The sequence below is a fragment of the Hyphomonas sp. genome, from assembly GCF_040882205.1.
Taxonomy (GTDB): domain Bacteria; phylum Pseudomonadota; class Alphaproteobacteria; order Caulobacterales; family Hyphomonadaceae; genus Hyphomonas.
In genome coordinates, this window is record NZ_JBBEBT010000288.1 from 1 (window position 1) to 14190 (window position 14190).

A 14190-nucleotide genomic window follows, 5' to 3' on the forward strand; every position below is an offset into this window, starting at 1 on the left:
CCGAGCGGCCTTCGCGCTTGGCGCGGACGAAGGCGGCGGCAACCGCTTCGGCGCCGTGCTGGGCGAGCAGCTGTTCGACGAGCTGTTTCTCGTGGGCATTAGCCGGTTGGCTTATCGCGGCATCGGACAGGAGGCGCGCATCGTCCTGGCGGGCGATCTCGTCGGCCGACGGCGGTTTGCCCCAGGTCGCGGAAATCTTCGCGTCGCCGAGCAGGCGCTCGACGCGCCGGCGGGCTTTCGGCGCTACCAGCAGGGCGCTGACGCCCTTGCGGCCGGCGCGGCCCGTGCGGCCAGAGCGGTGCAGCAGCGTCGCCGGATCGCGCGGGAGGTCGGCATGGATCACGAGGCCGAGGTTCTGCAGGTCGAGACCGCGCGCGGCAACGTCTGTGGCGATGCAGACGCGGGCGCGGCCATCGCGCAGGGCCTGCAGCGCACTGGAGCGTTCCTTCTGGCTGAGTTCGCCCGAGAGGGCGACGACCGGGAAACCACGATTGCCCATCCGGCTCATCAGCTTGTTCACGGCGGCGCGGGTCGAGCAGAAGACCAGCGCGCTTTCGGAATCCGAATGGCGCACGATGTTGACGATGGCATTCTCTTCATCGCCGGGCGCGACGAGCAGGGCCTTGTATTCGATATCGACGTGCTGGCTCTTCTCGGCTTCGGTCGTCACGCGCGCGGCGTTTTTCTGGTAGCGCGCCGCGAGGGCGGCGATGCCTTTCGGCACGGTGGCCGAAAACATCAGGGTACGCCGCTCGTCGGGCGTGCCTTCGAGGATCAGTTCGAGTTCCTCGCGGAAACCCATGTCGAGCATCTCGTCGGCCTCGTCGAGCACTACGACGCGCACGCCGCCGGTGACCAGCGAGCCGCGCTTGATATGGTCCGCGAGGCGGCCGGGGGTGCCGATCACGATGTGCGCGCCGCGTTCCAGCGCGCGCCGCTCGTCGCGCATGTCCATGCCGCCGACGCAGGTAGCCAGGCGGGCGCCGGCAATGGCGTACAGCCAGGCGAGTTCGCGGGCGACCTGCATGGCAAGCTCGCGCGTTGGTGCGACGATCAGCGCCAGAGGGGAGGATGCGGGCGAGAGCGTGTCTTCGCCTGAGAGGAGCGCGTCTGCCATCGCGAGGCCAAAGGCGACGGTCTTGCCAGAGCCGGTCTGGGCGGAGACAAGGAGATCCTTGTCGGAGAGATGCGGCACCAGGACGGCGGATTGGACCTGCGTGAGGTCGGTATATCCGCGTGAGGAGAGGGCGCCGGCGAGTGCGGCGGGGAGTGTGTCGGGCAGGGTCATAAAGAGGCTTTCAGGCGTTAATCCGGCCTAATGGCACGTTTCCGCCCCCCCGGCTACGCCCAGCCTGCGGCGTTTAAGTTAACCAGCGAGGGCTTTCGCATGATGGGAGATATGTTCGTCCATGAAGGTCGCGATGAAATAATAATCGTGGCCGTAGCCCTCGCGCAGCCGGAAATCGAGGCGCTGGCCGTCGTTCTCGCAGGCCTTGATGAAGACTTCCGGCTTCAGCTGCGTTTCGAGGAAGGTGTCTGCCGTGCCGGTATCCACAAGGATCAGCGCCTTCGACGGGCGCTCCTTCACGAGTTCGGTCGCGTCATAGTGTTCCCAGGCAATCGAAGGCGGGCCGAGATAGGCTGTGAACGCCTTCTCGCCCCAGGGTACGCGGGCGGGCGAGGTGACCGGGGAGAAGGCCGAGCAGGATTTGTAGGTGTCCGGATGCTTCAGGTGCAGCGTGATGGCGCCGTGCCCGCCCATCGAGTGCCCGAAGATGCCCTGACGCGTCATGTCGGCCGGGAAGTTCGCGGCTATCAGCCCGGGCAGTTCATCGGTGATGTACTGGTCCATCCTGTAATGCCTGTCCCACGGTGCCTGCGTGGCGGTGAGGTAAAAGCCCGCGCCTTGCCCAAGGTCATACGCGTCATCGTTGGGCACATGCTCCCCGCGCGGGCTCGTGTCCGGCGCGATGATCATGAGCCCGTGGCGCGCGGCATGTTCCTGCACGCCGGACTTCTCCATCATGTTCGCCCAGGTGCAGGTGAGCCCCGACAGATACCACAGCACCGGCGCTGGCCCCAGCGCGGCCTGCGGCGGCGTGTAAACCGCAAAGCGCATCGTGCAGCCGAGCAGTGTGCTCTCATGGTCGTGCACGGACAATGTGCCGCCGAAGGACTTCCAGGAGGAGACGGGTTTCAGCTCGGTCATCAATCAATCCTTTGAGTGGGTTTCGGGCGCGGAAAAGACACCGCAAACCCGTCCTCGATAGAGCCTTCATCGGGTTCGCTATGCCGCGTGCCTGCTTCGATATAGTATGCGAGGCCTGGCCAGCGGGCGGTGACTTCTGCTTTCTGGCTGTCACCTGCTCCCGTCTGCATGCGCGCAATCGGTGCCCTCGGCCAATCCGCCAGCAAGACGAAGCGGTTGCCGCGTTCCGCCGCGCGCTCGATCACCCAGCGGATCGCGTCCGACCTGACGCGCGTCAGATCCACTGGCGGCTCACTGCGCCGGCTCATTCCCGCAGGACGGCGATACACTCGATTTCGAGCGCGGCGTTAAAGCCGAGGCCGTTTACGCCGACCGTCGAGCGCGCCGGTTTCGGGTCCGGCAGCGCGGCGCCATAGGCGGTATTCATCACGCCGTAGTTCGTCATGTCGCCAAGAAAGACGCTGCACTTCACGATGTCAGACAGGTCCGCGCCATACTCTGCCAGCGTCCGCTCATAGTTGCGGAAGATCTGCGCGGTCTCCGGACCCACGCCGCCCGCCACCAGACTGTTCGTGGCCGGATCAATGCCGAGTTCGCCGGATAGGTAGAGCATATGGCCCACGCGCACCGCGCGCGAGAAGGGCAGGGTCTGCCCTGCAATCGGCTGGCCGGTATTGAAGGACACGCCGGGCTCCGGCGCGGTAGTATCTGCGCCGGCTGACACGCAGGCGGACGTGAGGAGGGCCGCAGTGAGCGCGGCAGCGACGCTGAAACGTTTCACGGCGCGGCCCTCCCTTCACTTACTTGCGATGCAGCGCGCAGAGCTTGTTGCCGTCCGGATCGCGCAGGTAGGCGAGGTAGAGGGCGCCCGCGCCTTCACCGCGCCAGCCCGGAGGGTCTTCGATCGCCTTGCCCCCGGCAGCGACGCCCGCCTTGTGCCAGGCGTCCGCCTGTTCGGTGGAGGTCATCGCCAGCCCGATGGTCATGCCATTGCCGCTAGCGGCGGGCGCGCCGTCAATCGGCGGCGTGACGAGGAAGATCCCGCCATTATGCATGTAGACGAGGCGGCCCTTCGGATCCTTGATGCCCGGCTTTCCGCCCACGGATGAAAACAGCGCGTCATAGAAAGCCTTCGATTTGTCGATGTCGTTCGAGCCGACCATCATGTGACTGTACATTTTTGAGTTCCTCCTGGTGTTGATGAATAGTGTTCAGTTCGCAGGCGGCCGGGCGCCGTAGTCGGCATAAGCCGCCATGGCAGGGCCGTAATCTTCGGGCGCGGGAAAGCCTTCAAAGCTGAATTCCGCGCCTGTCTCGGCAAAGGGCAAGCGCTCCCGGTTCATCGTCCCGGTGATCGGACGCGGCCAGTTTCCGCTGTCCAGCATGCCGGGCCGGAAGTTGACGAAGCGCAGGCCGGGCATACGCGTAAATAGCCAGTTCTTGCAATGCGGACAGTACATCTGCTGGTTCTCCGCATGCAGCTCGCCCTCCACCGGAGTGCCATCGGTTACCTCTAAGCCGTCCGAAGGCAGCAGCAGCGACAACGAGTAAGGCCCGCTTGTCAGCTTCTGACAATCGGTGCAAGGGCAGGCCGCCAGGTCCACTGGCGGCGCGGTGATCTTCATCTTCACCTGCCCGCACAGGCAGGTGCCATGCCAGGGGAGGTGCCACTCTTCCATCAATACACCACCACGCTGCGGATGCTCTTGCCCTCATGCATCAGGTCAAAGGCATCGTTGATCTTGTCCAGCGTCATTACGTGCGTGATCATCGGGTCTATCTCGATCTTACCGTTCATGTACCAGTCGACGATCTTCGGCACATCCGTGCGCCCCTTCGCGCCGCCGAAGGCCGTGCCGCGCCAGTTGCGCCCGGTCACCAGCTGGAACGGCCGCGTCGCGATTTCCTTGCCGGATTCCGCTACGCCGATGATGATGCTCGTGCCCCAGCCGCGATGGCAGCACTCCAGCGCCTGTCGCATCACGGCCGTGTTGCCCGTGCAGTCGAACGAATAGTCCGCCCCGCCACCGGTCAGCTCCACGATATGCGCCACGATGTCCTTCACGGCCTTCGGGTTGACGAAATGCGTCATTCCGAATTTTCGGCCCCATTCCTCCTTGGACGGATTGATGTCGACGCCGACGATCATGTCCGCCCCCGCCATCCGCGCGCCCTGGATCACGTTGAGGCCGATCCCGCCAAGGCCGAAAACGACAACATTCTCGCCGACTTGCACTTTCGCAGTGTTCACCACGGCGCCCACGCCGGTCGTCACGCCGCAGCCGACATAGCAGGCCTTGTCGAACGGGGCGTCCTCCCGGATTTTCGCCACCGCTATTTCCGGAAGCACGGTAAAGTTCGAGAAGGTTGAACAACCCATATAGTGATACACTGCCTGGCCCTTGTAGCTGAAGCGGCTCGTGCCATCCGGCATCAGGCCCTTGCCCTGTGTGGCACGAATGGCCGTGCACAAATTGGTCTTGCCCGACAGACAGCTTTTGCACTGACGGCATTCCGGTGTGTAGAGCGGGATGACGTGGTCACCCGGTTTCACGCTGGTCACGCCCGCGCCCACCTCGCGCACGATGCCCGCGCCTTCATGGCCCAGCACACTCGGGAAAATGCCCTCGGAATCGAGCCCGTCGAGCGTGTAGGCATCCGTATGGCAGATGCCCGTCGCCATGATTTCGACCAGCACTTCGCCGGTCTTCGGGCCCTCCAGGTCAAGCTCGACGATCTCGAGCGGCTTCTTGGCTTCGAAAGCGACTGCGGCGCGTGTTTTCATAGGAGACTCCTCAACTGGCGACTTACGTAGAGTATCCGCCGCCAGAATCCACCTCATGCGACGGCGGTCGCTTCCAGTTCGATCATCACGTCCGGGTCAAACAGCCGCGCCGCGCCGATCAGCGTGCACACCGTCTCCGTTCCGTCCGCCTTGATAAGGGCGGTCAGGTCCCCCGCGATCCCCATGAAGGCGTCCACGTCAGTGACAAAAATGTTGAGGCGCACCACGTTCGATGGCCCCATCCCGGCTTCCTTCAGCGCGTCTTTCACGTTCGCCCAGGCCGTCTTGAACTGCGCGCCAAGGTCGCCGGCGTGCAGTGTGCTGCCGTCTGCGGCGGTGGACGTCTGGCCCGACAGATAGAGCGTGCGCGTACCCCCGGTGACTTCCACGCCGTGATGCAGGTTGAAATGCTGCAGCCAGGGCGTGGGATTGATGGTGCGTGTTTTCATGGTGCGCGGTCCTCCCGATTTACGGGGACGCTAACAGGCGCGCAGCACCCGCGCAAACGGCGCGCTTGACGATAGTTCGACTTCAAACTATAAGGTTTGATATCGAACCAAATGGAGATTGAGCGATGACCTCCCGCCGCGGCGTATTGAAACTGATCGGCGGCGGCGTCGTCCTTGCCGCCGCTGGTGCGGGCGGTTTTGTCGCCCTGAACCAGCCCAGCCGCGCCGCCCGCGAAGCCTGGCGCACCGCCGGGCGGCAGACCGAGTTGCGCCGCCGCTTCCTCTCCTACGCGCTCCTTGCGCCCAACCCGCACAATCGCCAGCCCTGGCTCGTCCAGCTGGACGACAATGACGCGCTGACGCTGTATGTTGATCTTGAGCGGCGCCTGCCGGCCACCGATCCGTTTGACCGGCAGATTGTGATCGGCTGCGGCGCTTTCCTGGAGCTCTTGCGCCTCGCCGCCGCCGAAGAAGGCTATGACGCCGGGATCACGATGTTTCCCGAAGGGGCGCCAGAGATGTCCGGCCGCCTCGATGCCCGCCCCGTCGCCCACGTCCGGTTCACGCCCGGCACAGCTGCGCCCGATTCGCTTTTCGCCCACGTCCTCGCCCGCCACACCAACCGCGAAGTCTACGAAGCCCGCGAGGTCGAACCCGAAAAAATCGCGGCACTCGCCGCTGCCGGAACAGCTTTCGGCATCACTGGCCACGCCATCGGAAACGATCAGACAGCGGAGCAATTGCGCGATCTCACCTGGCGCGGCCACGAACGCGAATCGCTCACCGCCCACACGATGCAGGAAAGCATCGACCTGCTTCGGATAGGTCCGGACGAAACCAACCAGCACCGAGATGGCATCGCGCTTGAGGGTCCGCTTATGGGGGTTGCGAAACTTGCAGGCGCCATGTCGCCCGAAGCGCTCGGCGATCCCAACTCCGTTGCCTTCAAACAGGGCCTCGACATGTATCGCCCGATGGCCGTCTCGGCCCGCGCTTTCGCCTGGCTCACCAATGACGGCGCGTCCCGCGAAGGCCAGCTCGCGGCCGGCCGCGCCTATCTGCGCCTCACACTGGAAGCCGCGGCGCATGGCCTTGCTGTCCATCCCTGGAGCCAGGCGCTGCAGGAGTATCCGGAGATCGCGGACCTATACACCGAAGTGCACGACCTGATCGGCGGCGGCGAGCGGTTGCAGATGCTGGTTCGGGTCGGCTATGCAAAGCCGGTCGGGCCTGCGCCCCGGCGCGGCCTTGATGCCCACATGATGAGTTGATCCGTATGCCTTCAAAGCTGACCAAGCCCCCGTCGACTGCTGAAGCCGCCGATCTCTATTTCAGCCTCTTCCTCGAGATCGGCATAATTGCGCAGCTCTCCGGAAATCGCTTCCAGCGCGTCATGCCTTTCGGCCTCACGATGGCGCAGTTCAGCCTGCTCAACCATTGCGTCCGCCTCGGCGATGGCTGGACGCCCATGCGCCTCGCGGCGGCTTTCCAGGTCACCAAAGGCACGATGACGAACACGCTGCAGAAGCTTGAGGCGAAAGGCTTTATCCGCGTCGATCCGGATGCCACCGATGCCCGCTCGAAGCGGATATTCCTGACCCCCTCCGGCCGCTCGGCGCGCGAGGCGGCACTGAAGGCGCTGGAGCCCGAACTCGCTCAACTGCCAGCAGCTTTTCCGCCCGCGCTGGCCGCTGAAATACTCCCCACGCTTGAACGCCTGCGGATCTGGCTCGACACGAACCGCTGAACCTTCCATCATCTTGCGCGTCAGGGAGGGCGCGATGAAGTGGGCTTTGTGGGGTTTCTGCGCTTTGATATTTGCGCTCTGGGCGAGCTGGGCATGGGCCGGGCGCGGCCTGCGGCCCCTCGATGACATCGAGCGCGCCCGCGCCTCCGGCCAGTTTGCCGCGCTGCCCGGCGCCAAGATCCACTACCGCCTGACCGGCCCCGAAGGCGCGCCGCTGATCGTCATGGTCCACGGCTACTCGACCCCCGGTTTCATCTTCGAACAGAATGCCGAAGCTCTGCGCGTAGCCGGTTTTCGCGTGTTGCAGTTTGATCATCTCGGGCGCGGCTGGTCCGACCGGCCGGCAAGCCGCTACGATACCGATTTCTATGACTGGGAGCTTGTTGCGCTGCTTGACGCCCTGCAGATCAAGGAGCCTGCAGGCTTCGTCGGCCTGTCGATGGGCGGGCCCATCGTCGCGGAATTTGCCGTGCGCCACCCAGAGCGCGTTACCCGCATCTTCCTTCTCGTGCCCGCCGGTTTCGATGTGACGGGTGCGCAGGGATTCCAGGCTTCGCTGATCCGCACGCCGGTGATCGGCGACTGGCTCTGGCGCATGGTCGCGATGAAATCGATTGCGGGCGACCCGCAGTATGACGAAACGGGCCTCGCGCCGGAAGACCGCCTGCAGGGTGATGTCCGTGAGCAGATGAACTACAAGGGCTATGGCCGCGCGCTGCTCTCGACCTTCCGGCATTTCCCGATGCACGGCCGCGAGGATACCTATGCTGCGCTCAGCGCTACAGGCATTGCGGTCTCGGCCGTGTTCGGCGACGCCGATCCGACCGTCCTGATCTCGAGCGCAGACAAGCTCAAGGCCGCCATCCCCGATGCCAAGGTCAGCATCCTTGAAGGCGCCGATCACGGCCTCAACTACAAGCGCCACCGGGACGTGAACCCCATCCTGACCGGATGGTTCGAACTGGACGGCGCAGGCCGCTAAGCCTCAAGAACCTCCGAACAGGCGTCCACGCGAACTCTCTGGGCGCGCGTGCCGAATGTCTCGAAGAGGAATGCGTCGGTGCCCGTAAGCCAGGCCTGACCGTTCATCGCCGCCAGTTCATCGAACAGCGCGCGCCGCCGGTCAGGATCCAGGTGCGCCGCCGCCTCGTCCAGCAGGAGGAGCGGGGAGGGACCTGCTGCGTCCACGGACAAGGCCTCGGCAGAGGCCAGCACCAGCCCGATCAGCAGCGCCTTCTGCTGCCCGGTCGAGGCCTCGCCCGCCGGCGCGCCGGACGGGCGGTGGAGCACACCAAGGTCAGACCGGTGCGGCCCACTCAGCGTGCGGCTCGCCGCCATGTCGCGCCGCCTCCCGCTCCGGTAGGCCTCGACCAGCAAGTCAAAGACTGCGCGGAAATCCTCGCCTCGCCCCGCCGCCGCCTCGGCCTCGCCGTCCAGCGACAGGTCCGCCTTCGGAAAATGCCCCTCGGGCCGCGCATCAATTGCCGCCTGCAACTGCGCCATAACCAGTGCACGGTTCACCGCAATCTCCGCGCCCGCCTCCGCCAGCCGCGCCTCGATGGCGTCCGCCCAGGCCGGGTCCACGTGCCCGCGCTCGAGTAGCGCATTGCGCTCAGCCAGCGCCTTTTCGTAGCGCGTCGAGGCCGTGCCATGCGAGGGCTGGTGCGCCATCACCAGCCGGTCGAAGAAGCGCCGCCGTTCCGAGGCCCCGCCCCGGAACACACCGTCCATCGCCGGTGTCAGCCAGATCAGCCGCATCCGTTCGGCGAGGTCTCCCGGGGAGGCCGTCGCCCCGTCGATCCGCACCGCGCGCTTGGCCGGCCCCGTGCCTTCCAGCGCAATACCGATTTTCTGTTCGTTATCGATGATGCCGGCAATCGTCCAGCCGCCCGGCGCCCCGTGCCGCGTCATCTCCGCCAGCTGCGCCGCGCGCAACCCGCGCCCCGGTCCGAACTGGCTGATCGCTTCCAGCAGGTTCGTCTTGCCCGCGCCATTTGCGCCGTAGAGGCACACGGGCCGCCCATCGAGTTTCAGCGTGAGGCTCTCATAGTTCCGAAAATCGGTGAGGGTGAGGCGGGTAAGGGCGGTCATGCCGTTCTGGCCATGCGCGGCGCCGCAAACTCAGCCCACGGAGGACAGGCCGTGCCCGCCCACCGGCTGTGTCTCGGCGATGCTCTCCATGCCGGCGATGATCGGGCGCGCCTTGCGGATCGCCTCCTGAACCGGGGGCAGGCCAAGGCTTGCCTTGTGGCTTTCCGCATCCACCCAGGCTTCGGTCACCCAGATCGCATTCGCGTCCGCCGGATCGCTTGCCACGACATAGCTGAGGCAACCCGGCATGTCCTTAAGGCCTTCGAGCAGGCAGCCGATCAACTCGTCGCGCTTGCCGTCTGCTGACGTGAATTTCCCGATCAATCCATACATGGCGGTCTGCCCGGTTGGACCAGAGGTGCAGCCTCCGGCAAATGAAATGAATGCCGCCGAGCCTCCGATAAATATCCGGCGGCCGACCTGCATGCCTTAAACCCGAAGCGGCATCAGCACATAGCGCGCCGAACCGTCGGACGGGTCGAGAACCAGCGCCGGAGACGCAGGGTCGTTGAACATGAACTCGGCTTCGCCCGCTTCGATCTGACCCGAGATGTCGAGCAGATACTTGGCATTGAAGCCGATCTCCATCGCGTCCGACGAATACTCCGCCTCGATCTCCTCGTTCCCCGCGCCGGTCTCGGCATGGTTCACCGCCAGCGTCAGGCGGCCTTCGCTGAGGCTCATCTTCACCGAGCGCGAGCGCTCGGCCGACACGGTGGAGACGCGGTCAACCGCCGCCTCGAAGGCCTTGTTGTCGACCGTCAGTTTCTTGTTATTGCCCTTCGGGATCACGCGCTCATAATCCGGGAACGAGCCGTCGATCAATTTCGAGGTCAGCACGGCGCGCCCCGCGCGCACGACGATCTTGGTGTCCGACACGTCCACCGACACCTCGTCCTCGCGCCCGTCGATCAGGCGGCGGATCTCGTTGACGGTCTTGCGCGGCACGATCACGCCGGTCAGCTTCTCGCTGCCCTTCGGCGCCTTCAGTTCGGCCAACGCCAGGCGGTGGCCATCGGTGGCGACCGAGCGCAGCACGGGCTTGCCCGCGTCGTCCTTGGCGGCATGCAGGTAGATGCCGTTGAGATAATAGCGCGTCTCCTCGGTCGAGATCGCAAAGCGCGTCTTGTCGATCAGGCGGGCAAGGTCGCGGGCCGCAAGGCTGAACGCGGTGCCGCCTTCATCCAAGGCCATCGTCTGGAAATCCGAAGCGGGAAGGGTGGGCAGCTCGAACTGCGAGCGCCCGGCCGTGATCAGGAGGCGCTGGGTCTCCGGATTGAGCTCGAGCAGGACTTCAGCGCCCGAAGGCAGCTTGCGCACCACGTCGAACAACGTACCGGCCGGTGCCGTGACAGCGCCTTCCTTGGACACTTTCGCGTCCGAAGAGTCGACCGCCTCGATGTCGAGATCGGTGGCGGTCAGGCGCAGCTCGCCTTTCTTCGCCTGCAGGAGGACGTTGGAGAGAATGGGGATCGTCGTGCGGCGTTCGACAATGTTCTGGACATGGCTCAGCGCGTTGAGCAGGTCACCACGTTCAATCGTCAGCTTCATCTTCGGGTCCGTCCATCAGGGGAGCCGTATGGCGGCTTGCCCCAATCCTCTAGTTTCTGTGTCCGCGAACGTCTGGTCCCCGCGCCAGACAGGGAATCAGCCCGCTTCACACTGGAAGCGGGCTGAAAATCCTTAAACAAGTTCGGCGAAAAGCCAAGCGCCGGAAGGGCCGGAGCACGCCAGCCCAAGGCGCTGCCTCAGGTTTGACCGGCGTCCAGCATGTCGAGTATGACCGTTTCTACGCGCGAGAGGTCGTCCGCAAGCCGCGGGTCTTCCGGCAAGGCCTTCTCGATACGCCGGAAGGCGTAAAGAACGGTCGTGTGGTCACGTTTGCCAAATGCGCGCCCGATCTGCGGGAAAGACTTCCGGGTCATCGTGCGGCAGAGATACATCGCCACCTGACGCGGATAGACAAAGGCCTGCATCTTGCTCGGGCCTTCAAGGTCGGCGCGGGTGATCGGGAAGATCTTCAGTGTCGCTTTCTTGATCACGTCGATGCTCGGCTCACGCAGTTCGCCCGAGTGCCGGCGGATGACCCGCTCCAGCATGTCCATGGTCGGCGTTTCCTGACCGAAATTGGCTTCGGTATAGAGGCTCCATACCGCGCCGGTCAGCTCGCGCCCCGGGCCGCGGATTCCCGAATTCAGTTTCTGGATCATGTCGTCCTCAAGCAGGAATTCAGGATGGGTCACCGCGATATGGCGGGCAAGCCGGCACAGGATCTCGCGGCGCATGGCGGCGTCTGGCAATCCGATCTCGACCGCCGTTGCACCCTTGATCTCGGCGCGCAGCCGCTGGCCGAAGCCGACCGTTTCGCCGGGGCCCGCATCGCCAACCAGAACAATCTGTCCGCCGGTGCCTGTCACTTCGCGGATATTCTGGAACAGCTCGTTCTCGGTGCCGGGTTTGCCGGCAATCCGGTGCAGGTCGTCGACGATCAGGATCGCCGCCGTACGCAGGCGCCGTTTCAGTCCACTCGTGTCGCGCGCCTTCACGCCGTCCAGGTAGGACGACATGAATTCCTCAGCGGTGAGATAAACCACCTTCCGTTTCGGATCGCGCTTGGCCACTTCGGTCTTGAGCGCCAGCACGGTATGCGTCTTGCCGGTGCCCTGCGGTCCAAAGATCAGCGTGATCGGCGTGCCGGTCGGCAGGCCGGCGGCAATCCGTTTCGCCACTTCCACAGCGGTCTTGTTAGATGGCCCGACAACAAGGTTGTCGAACATCATCGCCGGACCGCCCGAAAGCAACGGCGGATCGTCTGATCCGTCGGTCCCGTCGCAATCTGCGTCAGCGGCCCACGGGTCGCCGATCAGTTCGCGCAGTTCGGGCGAAACCGTCCGCCAACAAATCAATTTGATCGTGCGCGCCTGCGGGTCCATGCCGGCCCACAGCCGTTCAATCTCGCGCTTGTACTCCCGGCTCACGCGGTCAAGCGCCACCATATCCGTCGCTGCGAGCAACAACTCGCTCTCGACTTCTGCGACAAGGCGCAGTTCCGCAATCCAGCGGACAAATTCTTCTTCCGGCATTCGGGACTTCAGAACCGCCTGCACGTCTTCCCAGACGCGCTGACCCGTGGCTTCGCCACCTTGCTGTTCCTGTAATCCCTCATTTACGCGAGAAGCAAACAATCTCTTTCGGTCCATCGCCGACCCCGTTTCTAGTTTTGATCGCTCTTTCCAACTCGCACTCGACGCGCCCGGCAGGCCCCCGCCTGACACTCAAAAATACTCTTTACCGGGATAATATTAGCTGGCTCGGGCAAACTAATCGCCACAGAAATTCTACACAAGTCCCTCTTTTTTACGAACGCCGCAGTTATCTTGTTGACTTGTGGCGCGTTCCAAAAATGCACATAAATTTCATGTAGTTGGATCCAAAAAATATTTTTTTGTGAGCGCTTGCTGACATTTGTTCTCGTTATTTCTGTCAACTGAGAACATCCATGCAAGGCTGTGGAATTTTCCCATTTCGGGCGCCCCTTGCAGCCGTGCAACAACAGTCAAACATGGTCGACCTTGCGCGCATGCAAAAGTTGCCGGCGTCCGGCCAGCGCTTGTTAAGACAATCCGGAAATTGGTGCGGGCGTCAGGCAAAAAACAAAGCCTGCCAGGATCCATCTGGCAGGCTCTGGCTTCAGCCCGCTTTCAGCGCCTGATTACGAGGCTCAGGCCATCGCCTTGACGCGGGCAGACAGGCGCGAAACCTTGCGCGAGGCGGTATTTTTATGGGTGATGCCCTTGGTCACGGAACGCATGATTTCCGGTTGGGCAGCCTTCAGCGCTTCAGCAGCGGCCGCTTTGTCGCCCGAGACAATCGCTTCTTCGACCTTGCGCACGAAGGTGCGCACGCGCGAGCGGCGGGCTTTGTTGACCTCGGTGCGCGCTTCGATCTTGCGCACCATCTTCTTGGCTGATTTCGTATTCGCCATCGTTAACTCCTGGAGCCCCGGGAAAGTCTCCCGTCAGGCCGAAGGCGGGGAGATACATAAACGCCGGGTGCGCGTCAACCAGACTCAGACGCGAAAAGCAGCATTCCGGCAGGCCATTTAGCGGCCCTTGAAGTGGGCCGTGCGCTTTTCGATGTAGGCCTTCATGCCTTCTTTCTGGTCATCGGTCGCAAAAAGCGAGTGGAACAGGCGCCGTTCGAACTGGATGCCCTGTGCGAGCGGGGTTTCATAGGCCGCATTGATGGCCTCCTTGGTCATCATGGCGGCGGCCCGCGGCATCAGCGCGATGGTGCGCGCCAGGTCCCGGGCCTCGTCCATCAGGTCATCCGCCGGCACGATCCGGCTGATCAGGCCGCAGCGCTCGGCCTCCACGGCCTCCATCATGCGCCCTGTCAGGCAGAGTTCCATGGCTTTCGACTTGCCGATCACCCGCGCCAGGCGCTGCGTCCCGCCGGCGCCCGGCATGATGCCGAGCCGGATTTCCGGCTGGCCAAACCGGGCATTGTCGGCCGCCAGGATGATGTCGCACATCATCGCCAGTTCGCAGCCCCCGCCGATTGCATAGCCGCCTACCGCCGCGACCAGAGGCTTGCGGGTGCGCGCCGCGCGCTCCCAGTTCCGGGTGACGAAGTCCTCATAATAGGACTGCGGGAAGGTCTTGGCCTGTATTTCCTTCACATCGGCTCCGCCGGAAAAGGCCTTCTTCGAGCCAGTGAGGATGATGCAATGCACGTTGTCGTCCGCCTCGAACCGGTCAAACGCCGCCGAAAGCTCGCTCATCATCTCCTCGCAGAGCGCATTCAGCGTCTCCGGGCGGTTCATCTGGATGACGGCAAAGCCGTCTTCGGTATCGATCTCGGTGATCAGGGTCTTGTAGGACATGGGGGCTTTCCGGGCGGGGGGGGG

Annotated in this window: 17 protein-coding genes; 3 read left to right on the forward strand and 14 right to left on the reverse strand. The window is 64.0% G+C overall.

The genetic code is table 11. The features are described from left to right. The 8 genes from WEA77_RS12385 to WEA77_RS12420 all read right to left on the reverse strand — a co-directional run. Window positions 1-1288, reverse strand: a 1288-nt coding sequence (locus WEA77_RS12385) for a DEAD/DEAH box helicase (RefSeq protein WP_368068193.1), incomplete at its 3' end; no start/stop codon positions are given. 78 nt (window positions 1289-1366) lie between these two features. Further along, window positions 1367-2209, reverse strand: coding sequence for an S-formylglutathione hydrolase (gene fghA / locus WEA77_RS12390; RefSeq protein WP_368068194.1), 843 nt, complete (start codon window positions 2207-2209; stop codon window positions 1367-1369). After that, window positions 2209-2493 (reverse strand): hypothetical protein, encoded by a 285-nt coding sequence (locus WEA77_RS12395; RefSeq protein ID WP_368068195.1) that lies wholly within the window; start codon window positions 2491-2493, stop codon window positions 2209-2211. The genes fghA and WEA77_RS12395 overlap by 1 nt, the downstream gene beginning before the upstream one ends. Before the next feature lie 20 nt (window positions 2494-2513). After that, window positions 2514-2990 (reverse strand): RidA family protein, encoded by a 477-nt coding sequence (locus WEA77_RS12400; RefSeq protein WP_368068196.1) that lies wholly within the window; start codon window positions 2988-2990, stop codon window positions 2514-2516. A 19-nt stretch (window positions 2991-3009) separates the two neighbouring features. Then, window positions 3010-3387: a VOC family protein gene (locus WEA77_RS12405; protein ID WP_368068197.1), complete on the reverse strand. Its 378-nt coding sequence runs from the start codon at window positions 3385-3387 to the stop codon at window positions 3010-3012. A 33-nt stretch (window positions 3388-3420) separates the two neighbouring features. Continuing rightward, window positions 3421-3888, reverse strand: a complete 468-nt coding sequence (locus WEA77_RS12410; protein WP_368068198.1) for a GFA family protein — start codon at window positions 3886-3888, stop codon at window positions 3421-3423. Next, the gene (locus tag WEA77_RS12415; protein ID WP_368068199.1) at window positions 3888-4994 is read right to left on the reverse strand and encodes an S-(hydroxymethyl)glutathione dehydrogenase/class III alcohol dehydrogenase; all 1107 of its coding nucleotides are present in this window, start codon (window positions 4992-4994) and stop codon (window positions 3888-3890) included. Before WEA77_RS12415 ends, WEA77_RS12410 begins: the two co-directional genes overlap by 1 nt. A gap of 53 nt (window positions 4995-5047) precedes the next feature. Beyond that, window positions 5048-5443, reverse strand: coding sequence for a RidA family protein (locus WEA77_RS12420; RefSeq protein WP_368068200.1), 396 nt, complete (start codon window positions 5441-5443; stop codon window positions 5048-5050). Window positions 5444-5568: 125 nt separating this feature from the next. Here WEA77_RS12420 and WEA77_RS12425 point away from each other — a divergent pair, with 125 nt between their 5' ends. The 3 genes from WEA77_RS12425 to WEA77_RS12435 are packed head-to-tail and all read left to right on the forward strand — an operon-like array spanning window position 5569 to window position 8172. After that, window positions 5569-6714 (forward strand): twin-arginine translocation pathway signal protein, encoded by a 1146-nt coding sequence (locus tag WEA77_RS12425; RefSeq protein ID WP_368068201.1) that lies wholly within the window; start codon window positions 5569-5571, stop codon window positions 6712-6714. A gap of 5 nt (window positions 6715-6719) precedes the next feature. Continuing rightward, window positions 6720-7190 carry a MarR family winged helix-turn-helix transcriptional regulator gene (locus WEA77_RS12430; RefSeq protein ID WP_368068202.1) on the forward strand — a complete coding sequence of 157 codons (471 nt, stop codon included), beginning with the start codon at window positions 6720-6722 and terminating at the stop codon, window positions 7188-7190. 34 nt (window positions 7191-7224) lie between these two features. Continuing rightward, window positions 7225-8172, forward strand: a complete 948-nt coding sequence (locus WEA77_RS12435) for an alpha/beta hydrolase (protein ID WP_368068203.1) — start codon at window positions 7225-7227, stop codon at window positions 8170-8172. Here WEA77_RS12435 and recF read toward each other — a convergent pair. The 6 genes from recF to WEA77_RS12465 form a co-directional block, all read right to left on the reverse strand. After that, window positions 8169-9281: a DNA replication/repair protein RecF gene (recF, locus tag WEA77_RS12440; protein ID WP_368068204.1), complete on the reverse strand. Its 1113-nt coding sequence runs from the start codon at window positions 9279-9281 to the stop codon at window positions 8169-8171. The genes WEA77_RS12435 and recF overlap by 4 nt on opposite strands. Before the next feature lie 30 nt (window positions 9282-9311). Beyond that, a complete protein-coding gene (locus tag WEA77_RS12445; protein ID WP_368068205.1) occupies window positions 9312-9614 on the reverse strand; it encodes a putative quinol monooxygenase in 303 nt (100 codons plus the stop codon). A 96-nt stretch (window positions 9615-9710) separates the two neighbouring features. Next, window positions 9711-10832, reverse strand: coding sequence for a DNA polymerase III subunit beta (gene dnaN / locus WEA77_RS12450; RefSeq protein ID WP_368068206.1), 1122 nt, complete (start codon window positions 10830-10832; stop codon window positions 9711-9713). 197 nt (window positions 10833-11029) lie between these two features. Then, complete coding sequence (locus WEA77_RS12455) at window positions 11030-12481, reverse strand: DnaA/Hda family protein (RefSeq protein WP_368068207.1); 1452 nt, start codon at window positions 12479-12481, stop codon at window positions 11030-11032. Window positions 12482-13002: 521 nt separating this feature from the next. Continuing rightward, the gene (rpsT, locus tag WEA77_RS12460) at window positions 13003-13266 is read right to left on the reverse strand and encodes a 30S ribosomal protein S20 (protein ID WP_368068208.1); all 264 of its coding nucleotides are present in this window, start codon (window positions 13264-13266) and stop codon (window positions 13003-13005) included. Between the two features lie 117 nt (window positions 13267-13383). Beyond that, window positions 13384-14166, reverse strand: coding sequence for an enoyl-CoA hydratase (locus WEA77_RS12465; RefSeq protein WP_368068209.1), 783 nt, complete (start codon window positions 14164-14166; stop codon window positions 13384-13386). Window positions 14167-14190 lie beyond the last annotated feature (24 nt).

Bases quoted from the DNA above. Each gene is read 5' to 3' on its own strand.
- WEA77_RS12435 (WP_368068203.1), top strand. From the start codon at position 7,225: ATGAAGTGGGCTTTGTGGGGTTTCTGCGCTTTGATATTTGCGCTCTGG.
- WEA77_RS12425 (WP_368068201.1), top strand. From the start codon at position 5,569: ATGACCTCCCGCCGCGGCGTATTGAAACTGATCGGCGGCGGCGTCGTC.
- rpsT (WP_368068208.1), bottom strand. From the start codon at position 13,266: ATGGCGAATACGAAATCAGCCAAGAAGATGGTGCGCAAGATCGAAGCG.
- WEA77_RS12455 (WP_368068207.1), bottom strand. From the start codon at position 12,481: ATGGACCGAAAGAGATTGTTTGCTTCTCGCGTAAATGAGGGATTACAG.
- WEA77_RS12445 (WP_368068205.1), bottom strand. From the start codon at position 9,614: ATGTATGGATTGATCGGGAAATTCACGTCAGCAGACGGCAAGCGCGAC.
- WEA77_RS12410 (WP_368068198.1), bottom strand. From the start codon at position 3,888: ATGGAAGAGTGGCACCTCCCCTGGCATGGCACCTGCCTGTGCGGGCAG.
- WEA77_RS12420 (WP_368068200.1), bottom strand. From the start codon at position 5,443: ATGAAAACACGCACCATCAATCCCACGCCCTGGCTGCAGCATTTCAAC.
- WEA77_RS12415 (WP_368068199.1), bottom strand. From the start codon at position 4,994: ATGAAAACACGCGCCGCAGTCGCTTTCGAAGCCAAGAAGCCGCTCGAG.
- WEA77_RS12465 (WP_368068209.1), bottom strand. From the start codon at position 14,166: ATGTCCTACAAGACCCTGATCACCGAGATCGATACCGAAGACGGCTTT.
- fghA (WP_368068194.1), bottom strand. From the start codon at position 2,209: ATGACCGAGCTGAAACCCGTCTCCTCCTGGAAGTCCTTCGGCGGCACA.
- WEA77_RS12405 (WP_368068197.1), bottom strand. From the start codon at position 3,387: ATGTACAGTCACATGATGGTCGGCTCGAACGACATCGACAAATCGAAG.
- WEA77_RS12430 (WP_368068202.1), top strand. From the start codon at position 6,720: ATGCCTTCAAAGCTGACCAAGCCCCCGTCGACTGCTGAAGCCGCCGAT.
- dnaN (WP_368068206.1), bottom strand. From the start codon at position 10,832: ATGAAGCTGACGATTGAACGTGGTGACCTGCTCAACGCGCTGAGCCAT.
- recF (WP_368068204.1), bottom strand. From the start codon at position 9,281: ATGACCGCCCTTACCCGCCTCACCCTCACCGATTTTCGGAACTATGAG.